The following is a 25,164-nucleotide window of genomic DNA, read 5'->3' as shown; positions in this document are numbered from 1 at the left end:
CAATCAAAAATCGTATAAAAGAAAGGGGAGAATCTTGTGATTTCACTGGGATTTGTTACGCTTTATCCGAACCAGGAAAAAGGTTATGCAACAGAACTTGCTAAACGTGCACCTGATTTCGGGATTCAACTTTTCCGATTCACACCAACCTCCATCGAACCAGCCTCTGAAATGATCCAAGGAGAAAAATACAATACTATTTCACATACCTGGGAAAAAAGCTTATTTGAAATTCCAACCTATTTATATGACCGCTGTTTTTACTCAGAAGATGAAGTCTCTAAGAAAAGTCAGCCGATTATGAACTGGTTAAAAAGAAGGCCGGGCAACCTATTTCTAGGGCAAGGGCTTCCAAGTAAATGGGAGATTTATAAAATTTTAAGTCAAGATGAGACATTATCACCATATATCCCATCTACTGAACAAGCACTCTCCTCACCTACTATCCTTCGAACCCTAATGAAAAAACATCAACTCATTCTTAAACCAGAAAAAGGCTCGATGGGAAAAGGCATTATTGGTCTCTTTCTTCACCAGGATTATGTTGAGGCCATCTATAAAGATGCTAATCAACTAAAAAAACAGCAGTTTACAACAAGAAGGGATTTAAAAAAATGGCTTGATATGATCATTTCGAACCAGCCCTATTTATCTCAAACCTATTTACCTCTCCATGATGCAGACAACCGCCCTTTCGATATTCGAATTCTACTGCAAAAAAATCGGCATGGGGCATGGATTGAGCAAGGTCGTGGAATCCGCCTTGGATTGCCTGAACATCTCATTTCAAATTTAGGTGGCGGTGGGGAAACTCATTCCTTTGAGAGTTGGACAGAAAAAATGTCTTTCAATCAAAGGCAATTACTTTCGGATAATATTCATACAATTATTAATAGGTTACCAGAGGTTCTTGAAAAACATTTTGATCCATTATTCGAACTTGGAGTTGATTTAGGTCTTACAAAGGACGGTGCCATCTGGATTTTAGATACAAATTCAAAACCAGGTAGAAAGGTAGTTATAGAAACGAGTCCAGAACAAGAAGAATCCCTTTATACAACATTATTACAATATTGCACACATCTACATTCTACTTAGAAAAGCACAAGGCGCCCGCTAATCGGCGACAAGCATAAGACGAGCGCTGACAGAAGGTGTCTTTTACCTTCAGAAGCGATTGGCTTAGACCAGAGAGCCGATGGCGCCTGAAGCTAGACACTTTTAAAAAGGAGCTGTAAAAAATGCGAACACCGCTACCACTGAAAATTACGGAACAAGTAAATGGAACCGTGAGTATTCCTAAAACATTCAAACTAAAAACACCCATCAAGCGTATCTTTTTTGGAACGTCCTCTTGTGAATGTAAGGTCGTCCAAACTGACCAACAGGAAATTAAAATGTCCGAGGATATTTTTACAAACTTAAAAATCCCCTATACAAGTACCACACAAGTGATCATCCATGAGGATCATCTCTATATTGGACCTTTGGTCGGGATTTTCACAGCTGGTTTTAGTGAGTCGATGATTCGCCCAATTGGGGAACGAACACTGTTTTTTGCGAAGCTTTTGGCCCAAGAAAAAGCTGTTGGAGCATACGTTTTTATTTTTGGTGCGAAACATATTGATTGGGATAAGGGTACCATTCATGGACTATTTCATAGTCATAGTGGCTGGGAAACGATTGAAATTCCGTTTCCTAATGTTGTCTATGACCGTCTTCCAAACCGGCGTACTGAAAAACATAAAACATTAAGTGAAATTAAACAACGTTTACATCATGAATACTTAATTCCATGGTTTAATCCTGGATTTTTTGATAAATGGGAGATTCATCAGTTATTAGAGGGTGACCACCGCGTTGCTACGTATTTACCGGAAACCCATAAAAGCCCGACCTTTTCGCTAATTGAACGAATGCTTTCGAAGTATCAACATGTATACATTAAACCAGCAAACGGAAGCCTTGGTTTGGGGATCTATCAAATTCTGTTTGATCGTGAAACAGATGAATATTATTGTCGTTTTCGTGATGCGGACGGAAAAAATCGTCTCCAACGTTTTTCTTCCATTGAGGCATTTGTCAACACTCATTTCCGTAATAGACGATTGGAGCATTATATTGTCCAACAAGGCATTCATTTAATTCGAAGTGATCATAAAACAATTGATTTTCGTATTCATACGAATAAAGATGAAAGAGGAAAATGGCAGGTTAGCGTGATGGCTGGAAAAATTGCAGGTCGTGGAAGTGTTACAACGCATTTAAATAATGGTGGTGTGGTCCGAACACTTACTGAAATTTTTCCTGATGTAGAAGAATGCAAAAAAGTCACTGATTCACTAAGCCAGGCAGCCCTTATATTAAGTGAAGTTATTGATTCTCGACAAGAAGGGCATATCGGGGAACTTGGTTTTGATTTAGGTATTGATAAAAATGGAAGTGTATGGCTTTTCGAAGCGAATTCAAAGCCAGGTCGCTCGATTTTTTCTCATCCAAAGCTAAGGAAATACGATAAACTCTCAAGTAGACTACCACTACAATACGCCGTTTACTTAACAGAAACGACGATTAAAGCCCCTGAGGAAGTGTTCAAATGAGCACTATTTACTATCACATTGAAAAACAGGATTGGTATCAATGTGAGGAGGAAAATGGACTTTTAATCGGAAAGGAAAATACAATCATTTCTTATGTCGGGAGCAGGCAGGAGCATTCGCTCCCTTTTTCTGTTACTAAAAGTGGAAAGCGTGTTGGGCCATTAATTGGGATTCTCACCGGCTCTTCAAAAGACAATAGCTTCATCGGAAATCTCAAAGATTTAAAAAGGATTCTTTCTTCCTTACAGGCCGAAGGTGCCTTAGGAATCGTTATGACACCAAATTCCTTACAGGAACATTCAGTTGAATGCTTTACCTTTTACCAGCCCATACAAAAATGGATCAAAATCCGGACACCCCTTCCAGACGTTGTATATAATCGCGTTCCTTATCGTCGCATGGAAAAATCGAAGCATTTCATTGATACAGTTTCTTTTTTTAGAACAAACGGTATTCCCTTTTTTAACCCAGCCTTTTTTTCAAAATGGACTGTTTATCAAATTTTACGAAAAAATAAATTTGTATCATCCTTTCTTCCGGACACCACACTTCTCAAACAAAAAAGTGACCTTGAACAAATGATAACAAAACATCAGGATCTCTATATTAAAAGTACAACTGGTCATAAAGGTATTGGCCTTTACCGGATAAAAAAATGGAAGAATCATTTTATTGTAGAAACACCAAACGAAAAACAAAGCTATTCATCCCTTACCTCATTTTGGGAGAAAAATGAAGAATCATTTATACAAGAGGATTTTCTGTTGCAAAAAGCTATTCGGGCTGACACATTTAAAGGCAAGCGATATGACCTACGTCTATTATGTCATTATGACGAAAGTGGGTATATTATAAGCGGTATTGGAGTCCGAGTTGCAGGCGAGAACGAGGTAACCACACATGTTCCAAATGGTGGATCAATTATTCCATATGAATCGGTAAGTAGCCGGTTTAATGAAGCCATTTTACATCAACTTGTTTTTGAGATTGGAAAAGAGCTTGTGGAGCAAACCAACGAATTTATCGGAGAATTCTCAATTGACCTTGGGCGTTCTGTGAATAACGAAATTTATATATACGAAATCAATTCAAAACCGATGGTATTTGATGAGACGTATATTCGTGAGAAAGGACTTGAAAATTTAACCAAACTCCTTATAATGAAAGGGACAAAAGTGTAAGCGCCTTAAACTGCTTATACGAATCGTTCAAATACTACCTAAGGAGAGCTTATTGATGATCTCACATTTTCAGTGGAAACCTCTATATAAAAGCAGTAAAATTCCTGGTTGGAGCTTTTCCTTCTATTATCAAGGAACGAAATATAATGGAAACTATAATAAGGATGGTAGCATCGATTGGCATGGCAATCATCCTGATTTAAAAGTAATAAATGATATAACCAAACAAATTCATGAATTAATGCTTTTTCATATTTACGATAATTAACAGGATATTCTATTCACCTCCTTCACAAACTAAGGCTACAATTGCGTGTTCAAAAAGGAGGTTGAAAAGGACCAAGAAGTTCGAGGCGGTGCAGTTTTGAGTAGCGGAACGTATGTAGTTAATACGTGAGCATAAGTTATTGCTTCAGTGAATCCGCTTCGCACGCCGGAAAAGTGTTTTTCTTTTCCAAGGAACGGAAAAACAAGCCAACGAGCTTCCACAGGATGTGGTGACTTCGACGTTCGACACAGGACGTGTCGGTAGTTAGTCGAAGTTCCTACTACGATGTGTCATTTTCACCGGACTTTTTGAACATCCGCTATAAAGGAGGTTTTTTTATGGATAAAAAAGGTAAAGAACGCGAAGACCTTCAATATGAAGGTAAAGATGAGGTATTCATGGATGTCGATCGCTTCATTAACGAGGGGATGGCTGGTGGAAGTGTCTATCGCTTTCATGGTCAAACAAATATAGAAGAAGCACGTGACTTTGTTGAGGAAGAACCACCAACAGAAATTGAATAGCAGTTAGCCACACCTTCTCCTTCTGTTATAATAGAAGGAGATTTTTTATGTTGCGATATAAGGAGTATTTAAAATGTTTGAAAATCTAAAGAATCACTATAAGGATGCGTTTGTAACGTCCGAATCGCCATATCATACAGAGAAATATATGTGGTTTCTAACAGATTCTGGACCTTTGTTTGGGATAAAAAAGGAGCAACTTTCGTCAAAAGAGGCTTCCCTACTATCTTCTCTTTTTACACCATACGGTACTCATGAAAATGATATGACGGATACTCAGGCATTCTGGTATAACCTTTTGTTTTTGCAACAAGGAAACCTCCTCCCAGATCAATTGTCTTTTACACAATGCCGGTTTATTCAATTTCATGCCGACCAACCGATTACCGACAAACTTGAATTCCAGGAAGCCATTCAAGCGCTTTTACCACGGGATACGATCTTTTTATGGGAAAATGACTCGAATGGAGTTCTAATTGAAACAAGAAACGAGGAAATGATTGAGGATGTTATTTATGATGAAATTACCGTTACATTAACGAGTGATTTCTATACGGATATGAATTTATTCATCGGACAAACCCATCCCCTTTCTGACAATCTCGGCTCACTTTTTCAAAACGAAAGAGAATGGTTTCGTAAAGGGATGCATTTTTTACATAAACAGAAAGTCTATCGCCTTCACGATATTTTGCCTTTTTTACTGTTAGAAGGATTGGATAGAAGTTTTCGAAACCAACTTAAGAATATAATACCCGAGGAACTTCAGGGTGACCATGAATTACTTGAAACAATCAAGGTTTTCTTTGAAAGTGATTTAAACGTATCCAATGCAGCTAAACGTTTATACATGCATCGGAATAGCTTACAGTATCGTATTGAGAAATTCATCGAAAAATCGGGAGTCGATATAAAACATTTTCATGGTGCAGTTACGACGTATTTAGCCATTCTAGAATTAGAGCACTATTCAGATTTGTAGACATGCACGAAAACCCTTTCATAGTTTTGTGCAATTTACACATTTACGATTTTGACCTCTCTAAAGTAAACTTTAACTATCGAAAACGTTTACACTAGGAGGAGAAACAATGGCTGAATTAGTATTAGACCATATTTACAAAGTATATGACAATAAAGTAACAGCAGTAGAAGATTTTAACCTTCATATTCAAGATAAAGAATTCATCGTATTCGTAGGTCCATCTGGTTGTGGTAAATCTACAACTTTACGTATGATTGCAGGACTAGAAGAAATTTCCCAAGGTGATTTCTTCATTGATGAAAAACGCGTGAATGATGTTGCTCCTAAAGACCGTGACATCGCGATGGTATTCCAAAACTATGCATTATATCCACATATGAGTGTGTATGATAACATGGCTTTCGGATTAAAGCTTCGTAAATTCCCTAAAGACGAAATTGATCGTCGTGTGAAAGAAGCAGCAAAAATTCTTGGCCTAGAAGAATACTTACAACGTAAGCCAAAAGCATTATCAGGTGGTCAACGTCAGCGTGTTGCATTAGGTCGTGCGATTGTTCGTGACGCAAAGGTATTCTTAATGGATGAACCTTTATCTAACCTTGATGCAAAGCTTCGTGTACAAATGCGTGCAGAAATTTCTAAACTTCACCAACGTCTGCAAACAACTACTATTTACGTAACGCATGACCAAACAGAAGCGATGACAATGGCTACTCGTCTTGTTGTTATGAAAGATGGTATTATTCAACAAGTTGGTGCACCAAAAGATGTTTATGATAACCCTGAAAATGTATTCGTTGCTGGTTTCATTGGATCCCCTGCGATGAACTTCTTCCCAGGTACTTTAAAAGATGGTACATTTACAATCGGTAATGTAAATATTGCAGTTCCTGAAGGTAAAATGAAAGTTCTTCGTGAGCAAGGCTATGTAAACAAAGACATCATCCTTGGTATTCGTCCTGAGGACATCCATGATGAGCCTGTATTTATTGAGTCTTCACAAGGATCTAAAATTAATGCACTTATTGAAGTATCAGAATTAACTGGAGCAGAAACAATGCTTTATTCACAGCTTAATGATACTGACTTCGTTGCACGTGTTGATTCTCGTACACAAGCAAAACCAGGTGAAACAATCGAACTAGCATTTGACATGAACAAATCCCACTTCTTCGATGCTGAAACTGAAAGTAGAATTCGTTAATTTTAAAATAGAAAGTCGCCCACTTGGGCGACTTTTTTACATTGATCTAGATTTACTATTCTTTAATAAGAATCGTTTCTTGGTTATGACAGTTCGGACAATAAAATAGATGAGCACATTCATTGTTTTGAAAAGTTGTTTGGATGCCGTCTATTTTTTTCATCTCATCAATTGGCATATATGCACTATAATCATCAAAATAATCGATAATACGTCCTGAATCCTCTAAGGAATTCCCACATTGTGCACATGAGAAGCTAGCATTGTTAAAGCCATTACATAATGGACAAATTGGCATGGTCTTCTCTCCTATATTCTTAATTACTTACCGATAGTTTTTGATGAAACAATACTGTTATGCTTTCTTTTTCATAGGAATTAATTGGTAGATAAATTTTCGAATATAATCTTCTCTTCGTCACATAATACTTAGTACAAACACAGCAACAACAACTCACCAAGCAACACCGAAACAATCTTTAAACAGTTTTTACTCGGGTTAGCCTAGAGGCTAAGGAATCCCTTATATCTGGTGCAATTCCGGAGTAACCCACCAAATAAAAATCAGTTTAAGGAGATGAAGGAAAAATGGCAAACAACAATAGTAACCAATTAGTAGTACCAGGTGCTCAACAAGCTATCGACCAAATGAAGTATGAAATTGCTCAAGAATTTGGTGTTAACTTAGGTGCTGACACTACATCTCGCGCAAACGGATCAGTTGGTGGAGAAATTACAAAACGTTTAGTATCTTTCGCTCAACAATCTATGGGTGGAAAAGCTTAATAACAATTAAATATTTTGGCTTAAGAGGCACCCTTTAAGGGTGTCTCTTGTTTTTATATAAGGATAATGTTCCAACTTTTGACTTGATTTATTAGATATTGTTGTTGGGATACTAAGCTAGAAGATATTATTTATAGGAGGGTTTTGCTTTGAAGGATAAAATACAAAACAATACTGATGAATTAGCTGCAAGACATTATCAACCAGAAGATTATGGTAAGAATGATCAATTATCTTCCGGATTAGCTACAACTCATGAACAAGTGAGTGATTCTTATATGGAAGGCGAGATTACAGCCCCTTTCAATAGTACCAATGAAAAAAAGGCTGAATCATCTAATGAAGGCTACCAGGATTACTATTCATAAGACTAGAAATTCCTATTAGGAGAGATCCGCATTGAGTGAAGTAAATCAAATTATTCGGGATATAACAACAAAGGCAAAAGATACGTTGACAACAACATCCCAAATGGTAAAAGAAAAAATAAACACTGTTTTGAATCGGCCAATGTCAACGATAGATGAACTTGCCGGGTATATTTCGACCCACCCAGACACGAGTTTCGATGTCAAAGAATTTCTTGGATTCCAGTATCATTTTTATCATCTAAAGATTGCAGATACTACCTTTTATCTAGAGACAAAAGGCGATCATGGTGACTATATTCTGGACCTTACCGTGACATCACCCGAAGGAACACTTTTTGAATATCACTCGTTTGAGAAGAAATATGGCGTTGATGACAAAGTCCCCATACCCCAGACTGTGGCTAGTATTATCCAATAAAGTACAAAGGGGGCGGTCCTGCAGGTTTCCATTTTCATGAAAACCAAGAGAACCGTCCCCTGAATATTTTAATCTTCGATATCTAATATAGGTTGGTTTACTTCCACGAAAACCTTTCTAATGCGGCGGTTTTCAACTTCGGTGACTTTTATTGTAAGATGCATGTAGTCAAACGTATCTCCGACAACTGGAATTTTTTCAAATGATTCAAAAATCCAACCACCTACTGAATAGTGTGAGCTCTCAGGCTCTTTAATCCCAATGATATCAGCAAAATCGTCAAGTGGCATATCTGCGTTTATTTCATACGTATTTTCATCTATTTGTGTAATATATTTAATCTTTTCATCATGTTCATCCCAAATTTCTCCCACTATTTCCTCTAGAATGTCCTCTAGAGTAATCAAACCTGAAGTTCCACCAAATTCATCCACAACAATTGCTAGATGCGTTTTACTTTTTTGAAGTTCAGGGAGTAGAGTTGAGATTTTCATTGATTCAACTACAAAGAATGGTTTACGAATAATTGAACGGACATTTATGTTCTTTTGTTGAACGAGAAGGCTTAAAAATTCACGTTCTGATAAAATCCCAATTATATTATCAATGTTGTCCTCATAAACCGGTACACGTGAAAAGCGTTCCTCTAAAAACATATCTCGAATATTTTCAATCGAATCATTGACCTCAACCGCAACCATGTCAATGCGTGGTGTTAAAATTTCTCCCACTAAAATATCATTAAAGTCGAGTGATCGATGCACTAATTCTTTCTCTTTATTGTCAATAACTCCTTCTTCCTCGCTTAAATCAACCATTACTTTGATTTCTTCTTCTGTAAAAGACGGAGCATCATTATTACTTTTGATGAGCTTAGCTGCCAATGCTTTTAATAGTCCAAATAGATATGTAATTGGTGTCAGAATCTTCATTAATGTAAATAATATACCGGAGACTCTTAATGAGAAGCTTTCCGCATTTTCTTTTGCAAATGATTTTGGAAGAACCTCCCCAAATATTAAAATAAGTAATGTCATCACAAAGGTACTGATAACAAGTCCCGTATTCCCACCAAAAAGATCTGTTGCTACTTTTGAGGCTATTGATGCAGCAGCAATATTTACGATATTATTTCCAACTAATATTGTTGAAAGGGCGTTATCAAAGTTCTCCGTAATAAAAAACGCTTTCTTACTTCCACGTCGCTTTTCATCCACATAATTCTTCAGTCTTATTCGGTTAACACTTGAATAGGCTGTTTCACTTGCTGAGAAAAACGCTGATAACATGATAAGAATGAGTAACAAAATAATGGTACTCAGTGGCAAATCGTCCACGTAATTTTCACACTCCTAATTGTAATTACCTTTGTATTTGTTTAAGATAAAACAAGGATACTTGTTAAATGATAATACAAATTCTTCCGGTATTTTTATAATAGCAAACATTCTTTTATATGGGAATCATTATCTATGACTTGTGATTCAAATCACACCATATTGTTTTTAGTATTGATATAGTACTTATAAAGAAAATTAGCGGCGGGTGATTAGTATGGACTTCAAACTTAATACAGTATATGAAGAGATTGGTGGCGCAGAAGCCATTCATAATTTAGTAAATGCATTTTATCCGAAGGTATATGCAGATCCAGATTTAGCTCCTTTGTTCGAAGGAGATATTGAGGAAATTAAACGAAAGCAATATATGTTCTTGACTCAGTTTCTAGGTGGACCTACATTATATAGTAATGAATTCGGACCTCCAGCCATGAGACATCGTCATATGCCTTTTGAAGTTACACCAACTCGTGCAAAAGCTTGGCTACGTTGTATGAAAGAGGCATTTGAAGAAACGGAACTTACCGGTGAGGTAGCTCAAGGCTTCTATGCTAGACTTCAACAAGTAGCAGGCATTATGGTAAATACACCAGACTAAAGAGAAAAGTGGAAGGCGCGCGGCTTTTGGCTTAGACCAGAGAGCTGATGGCGCCTAGAACTGGACGAAAAAAAATCCACGATAATCGTGGATTTTTTTTATGATTCGATCAAAATTGCACCGATAAAGAAAACTAAAACTAGTGCTGCAGCAATATTAAATGTAATTGATAATTCTTCCACATTGACTCCCCCATTATCTTTGGATGACTTTATAGTATCATCTAATGTGGAAAAATCAGGCTTATTTTATGGCGGATTATTGTCAAAGGAATGAACATTTTCTGACTCATTTTCTTAGCCTGCGATCGAATTTTTACCTTGCTGCAGTTGATACATTTGATAGTACTTCCCTTTCCTTTGCATCAGTTCGTCATGGTTTCCTTGCTCGACGATTTGTCCTCGGTCAAGAACGAGTATTTGATCCGCATTTTTTATCGTCGACAAGCGATGAGCAATAATGAAGGTTGTTCGTCCCTTCTTTAATACCTCTAATGCATCTTGGATAATTGCCTCTGTTTCTGTATCAATACTTGCCGTTGCTTCATCAAGAATGAGAATGGCAGGATCGAACGCAAGTGCTCGCGCGAAGGAAATAAGCTGCCTTTGTCCTGATGACAATGTACTTCCTTTCTCGATCACCGGCTCATCATATCCTTTAGGCAAGCTTTTCAGCAGTTGGTCTGCCCCAACATCCTTCAATGCCTTTTCAACCTTTTCTCTTGATATTGAAGAATCATCTAGACTCACATTCGTTGCAATCGTTCCAGTAAAGAGGTAAGGATCCTGCAACACAATTCCCATGTGCTTACGCAGTTGCTGTTTCGGAATATCATTTATATTTTTCCCGTCAATCAATATTTGTCCTTCCTTTATATCATAAAATCGGAACAGTAAATTCATGATTGAACTCTTTCCAGAACCCGTATGACCTACAAGTGCTACAGTCTCTCCTTGCTTTGCTTCAAAGGAAATATCTTTTAAAACATATTCCCCTTCCTTGTAACCAAAGTTAACATGATTAAACTCAACATTTCCATTGTAGCGAGGTATCTCCTCCTCATTCACATCGACACCTTCTAAGTCAAGAAGCGTAAAGACTCGTTCACCTGCTACCAATGATTGTTCTAAAATCGCCAATTGGTTAACCATTCCGGTAATTGGCTGAAAGAGTCGGTTCAAATAATCAACAAATGCATATAAGACACCTAAAGAAATAACGCTGTTTGCAGACAAGGACGCTCCTCCAAAATACCAGATTAATGCTACGAATGAGACATTTCGGAGAACCCCGACAAGGTTGAAAGATGTTAAAGCGTTTAAACTTAGTAGCTTATTTTGATAAGAAAAATGTTTCTCATTAAGTTCTTCAAATTCCTTACGGGATTCTTCCTGCCTCTTAAACGCCTGGATAATGCTCATCCCTTGAATAGACTCGTTGATCATTCCATTGATTTCACTTAACAGTGAGCGAATCTTATGATTGTACGTTGAAGCATATTTTCGGTAGACCTTAATCCAAATAACTAAGATTGGAACAAGGATTAAGCAGATTAGAGCAAGCTTTACCTCTAATAAAAATAACGCGATAAATATACCAGTGATGTAAATAATACTTGAGAAAAAGTTAGCTAAAACTGTTACATACAGTTCTCGGATTGCCTCCGTATCATTCGTGATTCTTGAAACCACTTTACCAGCTGGCAAATTATCAAAATACTGTATCGGTAACCGCTGAATTTGTGCAAATACATCCTGGCGCATCTTTTGAATAATACGGTTTGAGGATGTCTGCAATAAATAGCGTTGCCCGAAGTGAAAAATGGATGCAACTACTAAGAGACCAAAATAGGCCACAATTAATTTAATGAGCTTTGGAATTTCAGGTCGATAAAAGGCGAGCAACTCATCAACGGATAATTTTGATGCAGGGTATACGAGTGTTTCACCGTTTCTTTTAATTTCAAGATTCCCATTTTTTACCGTTCGTTCCCCATCAAATTCGATTGCCCTATCTACAAAATAATAAGAACGGCCAACCTGTAAAATACGGGATTCGTCACCCTTATCCTCACCCTCTGAAAAATTATCAGAACGTTTATACCAAGTGTTATTGTATTCTACAGCATCCATACTTTCGGTCGTTACATACCATTTATTCTCGATTCCTAAAATATGGTCATCAATCATGGTCTTTGCAATGAATGGACCCGTTAATTCAGCTGCTACTGCGAGCGACAGCATTAATAGCGCTGAAACAATCATTTTCTTATAAAGGAGTGCATAAGATACGAGACGTTTTCCTACGTTCATGCTGTCACCCCACTTTCTGTTAGTTCTTCTACCTGTTGTCGGTCAAATTGTTCTTTGTACCAACCGTTCATGGCTAATAGCTGTGAGTGTGTTCCCTCTTCAATGATCCGACCATCCTCTAACACAACAATCCAATCCGCGTGCTCTACGGCTGATAATCGGTGAGTCGTAATAATAGTTGTTTTTCCTGCACGTTCTTTTCGAATATTCTCGATGATTTTTGTTTCTGTTTTCGCATCAACTGCTGATAATGAATCATCTAAGATAAGAATTTCCGGATTAATGAGTAAGGCACGTGCTATTGAAATTCTTTGCTTTTGCCCACCTGATAACGCAACCCCTTTTTCACCTACAAGAGTCTGTAAACCGTCGGGTAGCATTGTTAAATCTTTGCTAAAGGCTGCAAGTTCGATTGCCTTTTCAAGCTCATCATTTGTTGCATCCTTATTGCCAAATAGGATATTCTCACGAACTGATCGCGAAAATAAAATATGGTCCTGTGGTACATAACCAATCCAACCGTGAAGTGTCTCCATTGGAATGCGGTCAATTGGTGTCCCGGAAATCGTAAGTTCTCCTTTGCCAACAGGATACTCACGAAGCAATTGCTTTACAAGTGTTGTCTTCCCGCTTCCTGTTTTACCTACAACCCCCAATGTGCCTCCCTTATTTATAGTAAGAGTAACATCTTCAAGGTTTTTCACAGTTGATGTAGGGTATTGGAAAATCACTTGATGATATTCGATTTGTTCAGGCAATTCGATTTCTATTGTATTTTTGTGATTTGCAACATCTGGCTGATAGGCTAGTGTTTCATTCACACGGTCGAGTGATGCATTTCCACGCTGCATGATGTTGATGAGTTCACCGATTGCTAACATCGGCCAAATCATCATTCCAAGATATACGTTGAAAGAAACGAGTTCCCCAAGGGTAATTACATTGTGAAACACGAGATAGGCCCCATATCCAAGGCCAATTAAATAACTTAATCCCACTAATATCTTCATTGTTGGATCAAACAAGGCATCAATTTTCGCTACCTTAATATTTTTTTGAAAAACATCTTCGGTCAGTTGACTAAATCGTTGTTCATCCGCTTTTTCTTGAACATAGGCACGAATTACACGAACGCCAGCAATCGATTCGAGTACTTGGTCATTCAAGGCTCCAAACGAGTCCTGTGCCGCCATAAAACGTTGATGAATTTTCTTTCCGTAAATATTCATAATGATCGCCATAATCGGAAGTGGAATCAGTGCAGCAAATGTTAGCTTCCAGCTTATTAAAAATCCCATCGTAAGAAGGATTGTCAGCATAAAAATACTGGAATCGACTAAAGTTAAGATCCCAAACCCGGCTGTTTGAGAAACAGATTTTAAGTCATTCGTTGCACGAGCCATCAAGTCACCGGTTCGATTTTTCTCATAGAAACTGGGCTTCATGATTAACAAATGCTTCATAAATCGCCCTCTCAACATTCTTTCGACGAGATAGGCACCGCCAAATAATTGATACATCCAAATATAGGTGATTCCATAAATAACTAGAGCTAAAGCTACTAAAAATAATAGGTATTGAACTATTTTTTCGGAGGTTAATGTCCCGATATGAATTTCATCAATTGCAACGCCTATAATCTTTGGAGGTATGATTTCTAAAATACCTACAATTGTTAGCAATATAATTGCAACGGTGTATCTTTTCCAATATTGTTTAAAAAACCATCTTAATTTTCCTAAAACTGAAAACATAGGTGTCCTCTCCCTTCACGTTCCAATGTTCTAGCCGCTTTCTGGATCTCCGACATATTTCAATGCAATAATCACATTCATTTCAACTTCCTCCCTTAGTTGTTGTTCAAAAAGTGCGGTGAATATGACGCTTCGAATTTCTGCAAACATTACTCCGAGAACATGGATAATTACTAGGACATGCGCTTGCGTCTGCTAGTTTATTCTCGAAGTCAGTTCCTCAGCGCAGGGCTGCATGGATGTTAACTCAAGCAGTTGCCTCGCTCCGGTACTCAAAGCTGCGTCGCCTGAAATTTCGACGCATAGGACGTGCTAGTGTCGACAATGCCACAGGACGTGGCGTTTTTGTCGACGCGGTCCTCTTCATCCTCCTTTTGAACACTTATTCTTTTAGTATTTTTATAGTAAACAACCTTGTGGTTGTTGTACCCAAAAAGGCACAAAAAGGGCATACCGGCGCAAGCGCGATATGCCCTAAAAAAGCACATAAAAACACACGTCCGCATAGCGTGACCTGTGTATCCTTTGTGAAAAACTTAATTTTGATAATCGTGGATTATCAAACTATATTTACAATAGGAAGGGTCACGAATTGTATAAAGTTAATTGGAATAATCTTTAGCTTTTTCATTTCGTTACCCTCCCTTCCATTTTATAGTAGTCTTAATACTTTGTTAGATTACCACCGTGGACATGTTATTGTCAATCACTAGTTTTTCGACAAGTTTCTCAATTTGAAATTATCCCAAATATCGATGATAAAGGCTTTTAGCTTCTGATACATCCTTTGTTCCATGAATGAGAACACGTCCATCTTTGAAAATGACCATTCGGTTTTGCCCTTTTTGAAATGATAGTAAGTATGGGTTTCTTTCGACTTTGCCTCCTTGGGCGGATAAAAGTTCGGCAAGAGAATGTAAATCTCTTTCGATTTTTTCACTAGGTCGTATTTGAACAGAATCCCTTCCACATAAAACAGCTGACTTTGTTTGATTTTCATAGGATAAAAAAGGATAGGTTGGATTTGTTCCACAAGAAAGACAGCTTTCCTTTTTCACACGATCAACCTTAATTGCGGTATGTTGATTTTTCCATAAATCAAATGAAACTAATTTATTCCGTAACGCATCGTAATCATCAACCAATATTTTGAGAGCTTCGGTTACCTGATAGGCTACCACCATCTGTACAGCTGGGCTGATGATTCCCACCGTATCACATGTTAGTCCTCCCATCGGTACAGTTTCTAAGAGGCAATGCAGACAAGGTGTTTGACCAGGTAGGATTGCATAACTAATACCATAGCTCCCTACGCATGCCCCGTAGATCCAAGGGATCTTATATTTTTGTGAAGCATCATTTAAGAGCATTCTTATGTCAAAATTGTCGGTAGCATCGATTATTAAATCAACATGATCAATGAGATTTTCAATCTCTTGAATAGAAACATCCATGACATGAGCCCGAATATCGACCTCTGAATTTATTTTTTCTAAGCGTTGTTTTGCTGCAACTGCTTTTGGTATACGATTGACTGCATCTTCTTCACTATATAATTGCTGTCTTTGTAAATTTGTCCACTCCACATAGTCCCGGTCCACGATTGTTAACTTTCCAATTCCGGCACGAACCAGTCCCTCTGCGCTGCCCGTACCAAGTGCACCAGCACCTACGATTAATACATGCTTACTTCTAATCTTCTTTTGTCCTTCCAATCCAATTGGAGTAAATAACTCTTGACGAGAATAGCGTTCAGTCACCCCACATCATTCCTTCCCTCAAACTCATGTGTATCCTAAATAATATTTTATCTTTAGCTTGAAATTATCGTAACACATCTAGTTCCTTTCCATGAAGTAACGGGACTTCTATATTAAAAATAATGGACTGGAGAAATAATAGCCAAGACTTAACATAATCACGAAATAAAGAATAAAAATCAAATCATACTTAGAAAGAGTCAGTTCATAGTAAAAGGTACGATCTTTTTGGTTCGAAAAGCGCTTTGCCTCCATTGCAACTGCAATCCGATGTGCACGTCTAATACTTTGTGATAATAACGGAATCGAATATGCTTTTAGTTTAAAAAAGATAGAGCGAATCCCTTTTTGGTGTTCAATCCCACGAACGCGCAAGGCATTTTGAATCGTTTGGAACTCCTCCATCATAATGGGAATCAATCGTAGTCCAGCCATAAAGCTATATGCATATTTAGGTGGCAACTTTAGTTGCTGCATCAACGAATAAAACAGAAAAACGGGACGTGTAGTTAAAGCGAACGTTAAGCCTAGACCCGCAAATATAATTCCTCTAAAACCAACAACTAATCCTTTATAAATGCTTTCCTCTGATATTGTAATGAGTCCCAACTTAAAAAGTACCGTCTCTCCTTTACCAAATAGAATCATAGATGATGAGGTTGAAAGAAAAATAAGCAAAAATGGTAAAGTAAATAGTATGATTCGTTTAAATGAATGTCCAGTGAATCCAAAAAATAAGATAAATACGACCAATGAGGTATGAATAAGTAGATGAAGAGTATCGATGAATAATACTGCAATACATAAACTGACTAGCACGAACAGCTTTATACTTGGATTTATTCGATGTAGCCATGTATCTTTACTTAAAATTTCCATGAGTAAATTCCTTTCCCTGATTACACTTGCACGAGACTAAGATTTACTTTTGCCCGATTCAGCAATTGATCTTTGATTAATCTCCCATTCTCAATGGTCCAGCTTCTAGTCGCAAAATACTCTTCAATTTTTTCATCATGTGTAACCATTATGATCGTTTTGTTCTTTTGTCTATAATCTTCTAGTAAAGAAAGAAGTGCAAACGTATTTTTTGAGTCAAGTCCAAATGTAGGCTCATCTAGTAGAAGAATTTGCTGATCTCTTACAATTGAGGCTGCTACACTTAATCTTCTTTTTTGCCCCATAGATAATTGGTAAGGATGTTTATTTTGATGCTCTATGAGGTGAAAGATTCGAAGTAGTTCCTCTACAGTCTCAGATATTTCTCGTTCATTTCGTTTATCAATTCTTAATGAATACGCAATTTCTTCATAAACAGAGTTTGTTACAAATTGAAGCTCAGGGTTTTGAAATACAAAGGTCATGAGTTGATCGAGCTTCTTTGAAGATGTAACTACTTCTCCAAAAAATGAATAGTGACCTTTTGTTTGAATGAATTGCATTAGAGAGTGAAGCAGGGTACTTTTCCCAGCACCATTTCTCCCCTTGACCACAATCCATTCTCCTTCATGGACTTGAACATCGTTCACATATATTTTTTCCTTTTTCTGTCTATATCCCTTAAATTCCTCAAGGCGAATAGATGGATGATTAAAACCTTCTGTATTTACATATTCCATCCATTTAAAGTCTTGAATAAAGTGCTCCCAGACCCCCGGATACCAAATACCTTGCTCTTTGATGAGTGTTTTATAGCTAGAAAAAATTTCAGCTTTTGAACCATCAGCAATGATTTCTCCAGATTCATTAAAAAGGATAATTCGATCAACAATTGGAAGGACGTGGTCTAGTTTGTGCTCTACGATGACTACTGTTTTATCCTCCACAACATTTCTTATAACTTCCCAAATTTCCTTTGTACCCAGTGGATCAAGCATGGATGAAGGCTCATCTAAAAATAATACATCCGGCTCTAATGCCAAGACAGATGCTATGGCTAAACGTTGTTTCATGCCTCCAGACAAAGTTTGAATGTTTGTGTGGAAATCTTCTAAATCTAATCCAACTTGCTCTAACAGACTTTTTATCCGTTCGTCCATTTGCTCCCTAGGAATTTGTAGATTTTCTAAAACAAATGCAAGTTCTTCATCAACATATGGCATGCAAAACTGTGAATCAGGATCCTGAAAAACATAGCCCCATTCTTTGGGAATCTGTAACTTATTTACCTTCATTGGTAATTCTATTGAGTTTGGAATAATCCCGCTTAATACTTGAAGGATTGTCGATTTCCCACATCCTGAAGGTCCGAGAATTAATATCTTCTCTCCTTTTTTAATATGGCAAGATAAGTCCTTAAAAAGCAAGGACTTATCTCCAGGAAATGTTAAACGAAGGTTTTCTACAAAGGCAATTGATTCCATATTCGACCCCTTTTATTTTTGATCTAGTGCATCAAAATCACTGCTGGATAGTGGGCGTACAAGTTTTGTTACTCCTGTCATTTCCAACGCACTTACTAGATAGTAAGCAAATACACCGGCAAACAAGATGGAACCTACGAATCTAGCAACTAGGAACAAAATGAGATTCCATGCAGCTAAGTCACCTATTTCTCCATATGCAAAATCCATTATTACTGACCCTAGACAAGAAGCTATAGCTGCCAAGACGACCACAGCAATATTATATTTTTTATATCGAAATAGCATAAACACTGCTTCAGCAAACAGCCCTTGTACAACACCGTACAGCAGAACGGTTAGGCCCCATGGAGACCCTAAAATAAATTCACCTGAGGCAGCTGCAATTTCTGCCAGTAAGGCAACACCCGGTTTACGAATCACAAGATACGCAACAGGCGCTGCAATAAACCACATTCCATAGATTAATTGGTCGGCATGTAGCCCAATGGGCTTTACAACATAATATAAAGAACCCCAAACAATATAAACAATCCCGAATGCAATGGCGATTACGATCGTAACCAAAATATCAGTTAGTTTTAACCCTTTGCTCATTTATACCTCTCCTTTTCTCTTTTGTTCATACAGACATTTTTGCTAGAATAGGCCAGTTTTCTAATTGGTACGCCATTTCCCAAAAGGAGTACTCATATTGACTGCTAATCATAAAATGTTCTTTCATACGGTCTCGATCTTCTTGCGTCGCTTTTTCTGCTAATTTATTTACTCTATCAATCTGTTCTTCTACTAGTTCTTTAAACCAGTCCCCACCATACGCCGCAATCCACTCCTGGTAAATCGGCTCTTCTGGTTTGCAATCTTTAAGTCTTTCACCAATTTCATAATATAGCCAATAGCAAGGTAATAAAGCAGCAATTATATCACCCAAATGGCCAGAATAAGCGGCTCTATACAAGTGTGATGTATATGCATATGCTGTCGGTGCAGGTTTAAAGGTTTTTCTTTCTTCCTCCGTAATCTCAAGTCTCTCCGAAAAACTTTTATGCAGTGCTAGTTCGGCCTCGTAAGTTCCTTGAGCATGAATAGCAAGTCGGTTTGTCGTATGTAAGTCCTCTGCCTTTGCTGCACCTAAAGACTGCACTTTTGCAAAATGAGTTAGGTAATAGGCATCCTGCATGACATAGTAGCGAAAACATTTAATTGGTAATGTACCGTCTCCAATTCCTTTGACAAATGGATGATCAAAACTTGCCTCCCAAATATGGTTTGCCTCTTTACGTATTTCTTCTGAAAATAACATGTTCATTTCTCCTCGCTTTACTGTTATTTACAAAATAAAAAACCACCTTCTTTAACAACGTAAAGAAAGTGGTTTGGATTTAGACATATAAAAAATAAAGAGACCCGTCTACCCACTTCCCTACGCTGGTATCAACCAGATCAGGTTCTAAGGGTCTCAAGGTTATGAAAAATCAATCCTCAATCTCAGCCTTAAAGTAAACGATTTAAAGGTATAAACCCATCCATACATTTACCTTTTTTAAAGGCACCCCTAGTGGAATTACAATTATTTATGCAATTTTTCTTATTTCCAATCATAACATGTTGGAAATAATTATCAAGGCTTTTTTAAGGTTTACTTGTTACTCTACATAAACTGCTGTTCCATATGCAATAATTTCAGATGCATTTTGCATAACAGCTGAGGTTTGCAATCGCATCCCGATTACTGCATTTGCTCCTTTTGCGTTTGCATCTTCCACCATTCGACCAATTGCTTTTTGGCGGGCTTCTTCCAGCATTTCAGTATAATCGGAGATTTCTCCTCCAACAATTGTCTTTAATCCAGCCATAATGTCTTTTCCAATGTGCTTTGACTGAACTGTCCCCCCTCTTACAAATCCTTTTAGTTCTTTTACTTCTTTGCCAGGTACAAAATCAGTAGTCACGATAATCATTTTCGTCATCCTCCTCTTTCTCTCGTTTTCGTTCCCATACTAATAGGGCGAATAATAGAATAATGGCAACCATGTAAAAGGCATAGAATGTCAGTGCCTTTGAAATATCAATGAACAAAAATACAATTCCTACGATTTGTCCTACAATGGCTATCATTAATACAATATATTTTGCAATATCCCTCATCATTCCCTACCTGCTTTACGTCGATAAATTTTTCTAGCAAAAATGAAATAACAAACAAGGGGCATCGGTGTTTGAATTAATCCCCATATTCCCCAAAACCAATAATTATGTCCCCGCTTTCTTGCATCTAAAAATAGCCACAAACCTTGAATAAGTACGATAATCACAACTACTAATAAAAGCAGGGTATTATTCGTATTCATGGACAATCACCCGTTTTCGATAACGAAAGAAGCTATATACTGGCAAGCTAATAGTTGCAATGCCTTGAATGATGATAAATACTAGCGGTAGCTGGAAGAATGCGGATATTAGACATGTCATCAAGAATAGAGCAACCAATATAAATGCGGTTAAATCTCTTCTAAATTTCTTCTTTTGTTTTTGTTGTTCAATTGCAACCATTTGTTCAAATACTTGTAGGTCCGGAGTGAAAACCGAGTAATGATGATCTATTTTAGTAAGAGCTTCATTTATATCTTGAATCGTTTCTTTATCCTCTTCATGTTGTTGTTTGTTGTTTAGTAGGACTAGCTTGTTTTTCTTCATGAGGTTTCAGCTCCTTTCTTACTGTATGGATTCCATTATGTATTCTTGATTTAACAGTACCAATGGCGATATGAAGCATATCAGCGATTTCTTCATACGAATACCCATAATAATGTTTGAGAACAATTGGAATCCGAATTTCATCAGAAAGCCTTCCTAGTGCATTAAGAACATCATTCCAATCCTCAGATTGGTTCTCGAATTGCCACTTCATTTTGCGTAATGCTTGCTCCTGTTGCTGATAATTTTGTTCGCGTTTCTTTTTACGGATATCGTCTATGTATAAGTTCGTCGCAATTGTTATTAGCCATGAGGAGAATTTTGCTTTACCGTTATACATTTTGATTTTTTCCATACTTTTCATCATTGCCTCTTGTGCGATGTCTTCAGCAATATCAGGTTTCATTGTAACTTTTATTAAATACTTAACTAAAAAAGGATAATGCTCTTTAAAAAGCATTGCAAACGCGAGTGAGTCACCACGCTTTGCACTGCGAATTAGTTCCTTTTCATCCATGCATTGAATTCTCCCCCGAGAAGATTTGGTTATTTTTATATTTCGCTAATAGTACGTACGAAGTCATAAAAAAGTTCACTTTCAGTTTTAAAAAGTTTTAATATGTTCATTTTCTACAGTTTAACCCATCCTATCGAATATTACATTCACTCATTTTGACTCAATAATGGAGTTTTCCACTGTTCTTGTCAGAATCATGCTATCATTCGGACTTAAACTTGTGGATTTCCTTTGGCCTTGTCAGAATCACACCCTCTTTCGGACTCGAGCTTGGAGATTTCCTCTGTACTTGTCTGAATCACACCCTTATTCGGACTCATGCTTGGAGTTTCTACTTTGGACTTGTCGGAATCACACCCTCATTCGGACTCGACCTCGGCGTTTCTCCTTTGGCTTTGTCAGAATCACACCCTCATTCGGACTCGACCTCGGAGATATCCTCCGGCATTGTCACAATCACATCCTCATTCGGACTCAAGCCCGAAGATTTCCTCTGACCTTGTCTCAATCACACCCTCATTCAGACTCAAGCTCGGAGATTTCCTCTAGCCTTGTCAGAATCACACCCTCATTCAGACTCAAGCCCGAAGATTTCCTCTGTACTTGTCAGAATCACACCCTTATTCGGACTCAGTCCTGCTGTTTTCCACTATCCTAGACGCAATAGCACTCTGCAAAAAAATCACCAAAAAGAAAAGCAGCTCTTTTAAGTAGGCTGCTTTTCAGTTCATATTATTCTTTTTCTGTTGTCTCTGCTTTTCTCGTTTGGACTAATTCATCCGTTAACTGGTCGATGCTGTTTTTTACATTACCTTTACCTGATAGGTTTTCGATAATTTCTTTTACATCAATACCTGATGATGCTTTTAACGACTCTTGAAGAGTTGACATCAAGTTAGTAGCATAACCTGTTACCTTATTGGCTCCGCTATTTTCCCCATTACTACCAGTATCCACAACTGTAATTTTGTCGATATTTGATAATGGTGCTGCCACTTCTTTCGCATATTGAGGAAGCATTTTAATAACCATATCGAGGATAGCCGCTTTCCCATATTGCTCGAATGCTTCTGCAATTTTTTGTTTTGCTTCCGCTTCTGCAAGACCTTTCAAACGGATAATATCTGCTTCAGATTCCCCTTGTGCACGCTGTGCTTCTGCTTTTGCAAGACCATCAATACGGATTTTTTCTGCTTCCGCTTTTGCCATTGCTTCAATTCGATATTTATTTGCATCTGCTTCTGCTAACTGCTTCGCTTTTTCAGCTTCTGCCGCTTGAACAACTGAGTAACGGTCAGCATCTGCTTTCTTCTTAACCTCTGAATCGTATTGCTTTTCACGACGTAAGATTTCTTTTTCTTCGAGTTCAATTTGCTTCTGTCTTTCAATGATTTGGATTTGCATTTGCTGTTCAGTTACCTCTTGTTTCGCTCTCGCTTCTTCTAGGTGGTATGCTTGGTCAGCACGTGCTTTTGCAATATCCTGCTCTCTACGGTACTCAGCCATTTTTAATTGGTTGATTTTTTCGGCCTCTGCTACTTCTGTTGCGCGCTCTAGCTCAGATTTTTTTGCTTCTTTGTCTGCTTCCGCCCGTTTAATACGGGTTTCCTTATCAGCTTCTGCAGTTGCAATATCCGCATCACGTTTTACCTGAGCAATTCTTGGCTTACCTAGTGAATCGAGGTAACCGTTCTTATCACGAACATCCTTGATTGTAAACGATACAATGATAAGACCCATTTTTGCTAAATCCTGTGATGCAACACGTTGTACTTCTTGTGAAAATTTTTCACGATTTTTATAGATTTCTTCAACGGTCATTGAACCTAGGATTGAACGAAGATGACCTTCTAACACTTCTCTCGCTTCATTTTCTCTATCTTCTTTTCGTTTTCCTAAAAATTGTTCTGCTGCTGTTGCTATTTCAGAAATGGAACCACCGATTTTAATAATTGCTGTTCCATCGGCCATTACCGGTACACCTTGCTCTGTGTATACTTCAGGTGTTTGGACATCTAGTTTACTAGATAAGAGACTTAGTGGTTCAGCCTGCTGGAAGACTGGAAGTACAAAAGTACCGCCACCACGGACAATTTTTATTCGGTTACCGGCTTCATCCACATGAACATTCTTTCCTCCTAAATAACTACCTGTTACAATTAGTGCTTCATCAGGACCAGCCGTTCTGTACTTTGTAACAAATACCCCAATAAGTGCAAGAAGCAAAAATGCGACTACCCCAATTACAATCCATATTCCTGTTGTCATTGTTGATTTCCCCCTTTAATCATCATATTTTGGTAAGGTAAGACGTAGGCAACGCCTTCCTTTACATCTATAATAAGAACCTTTTCATCATATGGAATTGGTTCATTATTAAAGCTCTTTGCAGATTTAGCGATTGTTCCACCGATTCCTTCAATGACAACCTCGCCGAAGCCATCAATCGGGATTGAAGTTATGACTTTACCAATCCTACCCTTTAACTCCTCTTCCCTGTATACCATCGATTCCTCAGCAGAAGACAACGGGATTAATACAAAAACATTTAATAGTGTGACTAAAATAAGTGCTAATACGAGTGAAATAACAAAAATTAATAAACTATGAAAGGAAAGCATTTTTTCAAAAATGTATCCAGATGCGCTTAAAAAGGTGAGAAATGAGAAAATAAGTGTTGGGCTTAAAAAACTATCTGGAAAGATTCCCTCTAAAAAATCGCCAAATAGGATAAAAAGAAGGGTACCAATTCCACTAATGACTAAGCCAATCAAATAGATCGTTTCAATGTCATATCCGAATAATTCCATAGCTTCACCTCCAAATCCAAGTAATAGTTTTGAAATTTTCTTTACATTCTCATTTACGGAAAATACTTGAAAAAGGTTTCATTTTTTCACAAAAAAGTTTTAGATTCTTTGTAAATGTATGTCGACACCCTGTAGTTAGATCAATTCTTTTGAAACCCATGCTTTAAGTAAAAATCCAAGCACAATATATGCAACCACATATCTCCAGTCTATAACTAATTTCTCATTCTTTTTTTGGACAATCCCCAGCCCTATGATCCACCAGAAGATCGAATTGTCGGTGATCCGTTTTTTCTGTAGGTGACTGTTTTTCTCCTCGATTAATCTTTTTTTATTTTCGTGACGTGCCCAAAGGATAACAATCACAATATCAGCAATTGCTCCAATCGAGATGGCTACTAATACAAAAGTTGGTGATGGATTCCATCTATTTTTTGATTCGTCCGCCTTATCCTTTTCTACTCTTTCCTTGTCCGCCTTGAGGGCATCTTCAAAACTTTGTGTGACTTCCTTTTTTTCAGAATCGATGATTGCATTTTTATTTGGCACATCAAAATTGGCATAATAGAATCCAATTCCAACTGCTAATAGGATAAATAAACAATAAGCAAATCCAAATAGTAACCCTTTTTTCATGCTTATCAACTCTTTCTTTTTTTCTGAATAGGGAAATCAA

The 25,164-nt window shown here is 37.5% G+C and carries 28 protein-coding genes and 1 riboswitch; of the genes, 11 read left to right on the top strand and 17 right to left on the bottom strand.

Annotated features, from left to right (window positions below; all coding sequences use genetic code 11):
• The first annotated feature begins 36 nt into the window (after positions 1–36).
• From ACFSFW_RS18915 to ACFSFW_RS18885, 7 genes are all read left to right on the top strand, one after another.
• Positions 37–1,098: a YheC/YheD family endospore coat-associated protein gene (locus ACFSFW_RS18915; protein ID WP_388040524.1), complete on the top strand. Its 1,062-nt coding sequence runs from the start codon at positions 37–39 to the stop codon at positions 1,096–1,098.
• Between the two features lie 143 nt (positions 1,099–1,241).
• Entirely contained in the window at positions 1,242–2,600 is a 1,359-nt protein-coding gene (locus ACFSFW_RS18910; protein WP_388040522.1) for a YheC/YheD family endospore coat-associated protein, read from the top strand.
• Positions 2,597–3,781, top strand: a complete 1,185-nt coding sequence (locus ACFSFW_RS18905; protein WP_388040521.1) for a YheC/YheD family endospore coat-associated protein — start codon at positions 2,597–2,599, stop codon at positions 3,779–3,781. Before ACFSFW_RS18910 ends, ACFSFW_RS18905 begins: the two co-directional genes overlap by 4 nt.
• A gap of 55 nt (positions 3,782–3,836) precedes the next feature.
• The gene (locus ACFSFW_RS18900) at positions 3,837–4,049 is read left to right on the top strand and encodes a YheE family protein (RefSeq protein WP_388040519.1); all 213 of its coding nucleotides are present in this window, start codon (positions 3,837–3,839) and stop codon (positions 4,047–4,049) included.
• A gap of 338 nt (positions 4,050–4,387) precedes the next feature.
• Positions 4,388–4,573, top strand: a complete 186-nt coding sequence (locus ACFSFW_RS18895) for a hypothetical protein (protein WP_388040517.1) — start codon at positions 4,388–4,390, stop codon at positions 4,571–4,573.
• Positions 4,574–4,646: 73 nt separating this feature from the next.
• The gene (locus ACFSFW_RS18890) at positions 4,647–5,555 is read left to right on the top strand and encodes a PucR family transcriptional regulator (protein WP_388040516.1); all 909 of its coding nucleotides are present in this window, start codon (positions 4,647–4,649) and stop codon (positions 5,553–5,555) included.
• A gap of 109 nt (positions 5,556–5,664) precedes the next feature.
• Positions 5,665–6,762, top strand: coding sequence for an ABC transporter ATP-binding protein (locus ACFSFW_RS18885; protein WP_388040514.1), 1,098 nt, complete (start codon positions 5,665–5,667; stop codon positions 6,760–6,762).
• Between the two features lie 55 nt (positions 6,763–6,817).
• Here the strand turns inward: ACFSFW_RS18885 and ACFSFW_RS18880 are convergent, their stop codons facing one another.
• A complete protein-coding gene (locus tag ACFSFW_RS18880) occupies positions 6,818–7,060 on the bottom strand; it encodes a hypothetical protein (protein ID WP_388040512.1) in 243 nt (80 codons plus the stop codon).
• Between the two features lie 290 nt (positions 7,061–7,350).
• Between ACFSFW_RS18880 and ACFSFW_RS18875 the strand changes: the two genes are divergently transcribed.
• The 3 genes from ACFSFW_RS18875 (at position 7,351) to ACFSFW_RS18865 (ending at position 8,337) form a co-directional block, all read left to right on the top strand.
• Entirely contained in the window at positions 7,351–7,548 is a 198-nt protein-coding gene (locus ACFSFW_RS18875; RefSeq protein WP_304214603.1) for an alpha/beta-type small acid-soluble spore protein, read from the top strand.
• Between the two features lie 149 nt (positions 7,549–7,697).
• Positions 7,698–7,916, top strand: coding sequence for a YozQ family protein (locus tag ACFSFW_RS18870; protein WP_304214605.1), 219 nt, complete (start codon positions 7,698–7,700; stop codon positions 7,914–7,916).
• A gap of 31 nt (positions 7,917–7,947) precedes the next feature.
• On the top strand, positions 7,948–8,337 hold the full coding sequence (locus tag ACFSFW_RS18865; RefSeq protein WP_099362497.1) for a hypothetical protein: 390 nt from the start codon (positions 7,948–7,950) through the stop codon (positions 8,335–8,337).
• 68 nt (positions 8,338–8,405) lie between these two features.
• Here the strand turns inward: ACFSFW_RS18865 and ACFSFW_RS18860 are convergent, their stop codons facing one another.
• Positions 8,406–9,674, bottom strand: a complete 1,269-nt coding sequence (locus ACFSFW_RS18860; RefSeq protein WP_388040510.1) for a hemolysin family protein — start codon at positions 9,672–9,674, stop codon at positions 8,406–8,408.
• A gap of 217 nt (positions 9,675–9,891) precedes the next feature.
• On the opposite strand from ACFSFW_RS18860, the gene ACFSFW_RS18855 reads away from it, so the two are divergent.
• Positions 9,892–10,275 carry a globin domain-containing protein gene (locus ACFSFW_RS18855; protein WP_388040508.1) on the top strand — a complete coding sequence of 128 codons (384 nt, stop codon included), beginning with the start codon at positions 9,892–9,894 and terminating at the stop codon, positions 10,273–10,275.
• A 296-nt stretch (positions 10,276–10,571) separates the two neighbouring features.
• Here ACFSFW_RS18855 and ACFSFW_RS18850 read toward each other — a convergent pair whose 3' ends face one another.
• The 15 genes from ACFSFW_RS18850 to ACFSFW_RS18780 form a co-directional block, all read right to left on the bottom strand.
• Complete coding sequence (locus ACFSFW_RS18850; RefSeq protein WP_388040506.1) at positions 10,572–12,587, bottom strand: ABC transporter ATP-binding protein; 2,016 nt, start codon at positions 12,585–12,587, stop codon at positions 10,572–10,574.
• The gene (locus ACFSFW_RS18845) at positions 12,584–14,341 is read right to left on the bottom strand and encodes an ABC transporter ATP-binding protein (RefSeq protein ID WP_388040504.1); all 1,758 of its coding nucleotides are present in this window, start codon (positions 14,339–14,341) and stop codon (positions 12,584–12,586) included. Before ACFSFW_RS18845 ends, ACFSFW_RS18850 begins: the two co-directional genes overlap by 4 nt.
• A 740-nt stretch (positions 14,342–15,081) precedes the next feature.
• Complete coding sequence (locus tag ACFSFW_RS18840; protein ID WP_388040502.1) at positions 15,082–16,101, bottom strand: thiazole biosynthesis adenylyltransferase ThiF; 1,020 nt, start codon at positions 16,099–16,101, stop codon at positions 15,082–15,084.
• Positions 16,102–16,209: 108 nt separating this feature from the next.
• Positions 16,210–16,980, bottom strand: a complete 771-nt coding sequence (locus ACFSFW_RS18835; RefSeq protein WP_388040500.1) for an energy-coupling factor transporter transmembrane component T family protein — start codon at positions 16,978–16,980, stop codon at positions 16,210–16,212.
• Between the two features lie 20 nt (positions 16,981–17,000).
• Positions 17,001–18,464, bottom strand: a complete 1,464-nt coding sequence (locus ACFSFW_RS18830; RefSeq protein WP_388040499.1) for an ABC transporter ATP-binding protein — start codon at positions 18,462–18,464, stop codon at positions 17,001–17,003.
• 12 nt (positions 18,465–18,476) lie between these two features.
• Positions 18,477–19,061, bottom strand: coding sequence for an ECF transporter S component (locus ACFSFW_RS18825; protein WP_388040497.1), 585 nt, complete (start codon positions 19,059–19,061; stop codon positions 18,477–18,479).
• A 25-nt stretch (positions 19,062–19,086) separates the two neighbouring features.
• A complete protein-coding gene (tenA, locus tag ACFSFW_RS18820) occupies positions 19,087–19,767 on the bottom strand; it encodes a thiaminase II (RefSeq protein ID WP_388040495.1) in 681 nt (226 codons plus the stop codon).
• 100 nt (positions 19,768–19,867) lie between these two features.
• Positions 19,868–20,031: riboswitch (TPP riboswitch) on the bottom strand.
• A 79-nt stretch (positions 20,032–20,110) separates the two neighbouring features.
• The gene (locus ACFSFW_RS18815; RefSeq protein WP_304214627.1) at positions 20,111–20,425 is read right to left on the bottom strand and encodes a YbjQ family protein; all 315 of its coding nucleotides are present in this window, start codon (positions 20,423–20,425) and stop codon (positions 20,111–20,113) included.
• A complete protein-coding gene (locus ACFSFW_RS18810; protein WP_388040493.1) occupies positions 20,406–20,615 on the bottom strand; it encodes a hypothetical protein in 210 nt (69 codons plus the stop codon). Before ACFSFW_RS18810 ends, ACFSFW_RS18815 begins: the two co-directional genes overlap by 20 nt.
• On the bottom strand, positions 20,612–20,815 hold the full coding sequence (locus ACFSFW_RS18805) for a sigmaY antisigma factor component (protein ID WP_304214630.1): 204 nt from the start codon (positions 20,813–20,815) through the stop codon (positions 20,612–20,614). The genes ACFSFW_RS18810 and ACFSFW_RS18805 overlap by 4 nt, the downstream gene beginning before the upstream one ends.
• Positions 20,802–21,161, bottom strand: a complete 360-nt coding sequence (locus ACFSFW_RS18800; protein WP_388040491.1) for a YxlC family protein — start codon at positions 21,159–21,161, stop codon at positions 20,802–20,804. The genes ACFSFW_RS18805 and ACFSFW_RS18800 overlap by 14 nt, the downstream gene beginning before the upstream one ends.
• Positions 21,115–21,678 (bottom strand): RNA polymerase sigma factor SigY, encoded by a 564-nt coding sequence (gene sigY, locus ACFSFW_RS18795; RefSeq protein ID WP_388040489.1) that lies wholly within the window; start codon positions 21,676–21,678, stop codon positions 21,115–21,117. The genes ACFSFW_RS18800 and sigY overlap by 47 nt, the downstream gene beginning before the upstream one ends.
• A 732-nt stretch (positions 21,679–22,410) precedes the next feature.
• A complete protein-coding gene (gene floT / locus ACFSFW_RS18790) occupies positions 22,411–23,946 on the bottom strand; it encodes a flotillin lipid rafts scaffold protein FloT (protein WP_304214636.1) in 1,536 nt (511 codons plus the stop codon).
• Positions 23,943–24,488, bottom strand: a complete 546-nt coding sequence (locus ACFSFW_RS18785; RefSeq protein ID WP_388040487.1) for an NfeD family protein — start codon at positions 24,486–24,488, stop codon at positions 23,943–23,945. Before ACFSFW_RS18785 ends, floT begins: the two co-directional genes overlap by 4 nt.
• Positions 24,489–24,623: 135 nt before the next feature.
• On the bottom strand, positions 24,624–25,124 hold the full coding sequence (locus ACFSFW_RS18780; protein WP_304214638.1) for a hypothetical protein: 501 nt from the start codon (positions 25,122–25,124) through the stop codon (positions 24,624–24,626).
• Between the last annotated feature and the right edge of the window lie 40 nt (positions 25,125–25,164).

Origin of the sequence: Ferdinandcohnia salidurans (assembly GCF_042680725.1) — a bacterium.
Lineage (GTDB): Bacteria > Bacillota > Bacilli > Bacillales > Bacillaceae_L > Ferdinandcohnia > Ferdinandcohnia salidurans.
The sequence above is the reverse complement of the archived record's forward strand: the minus strand, read 5'-3'. Positions and strand labels throughout refer to the sequence as shown.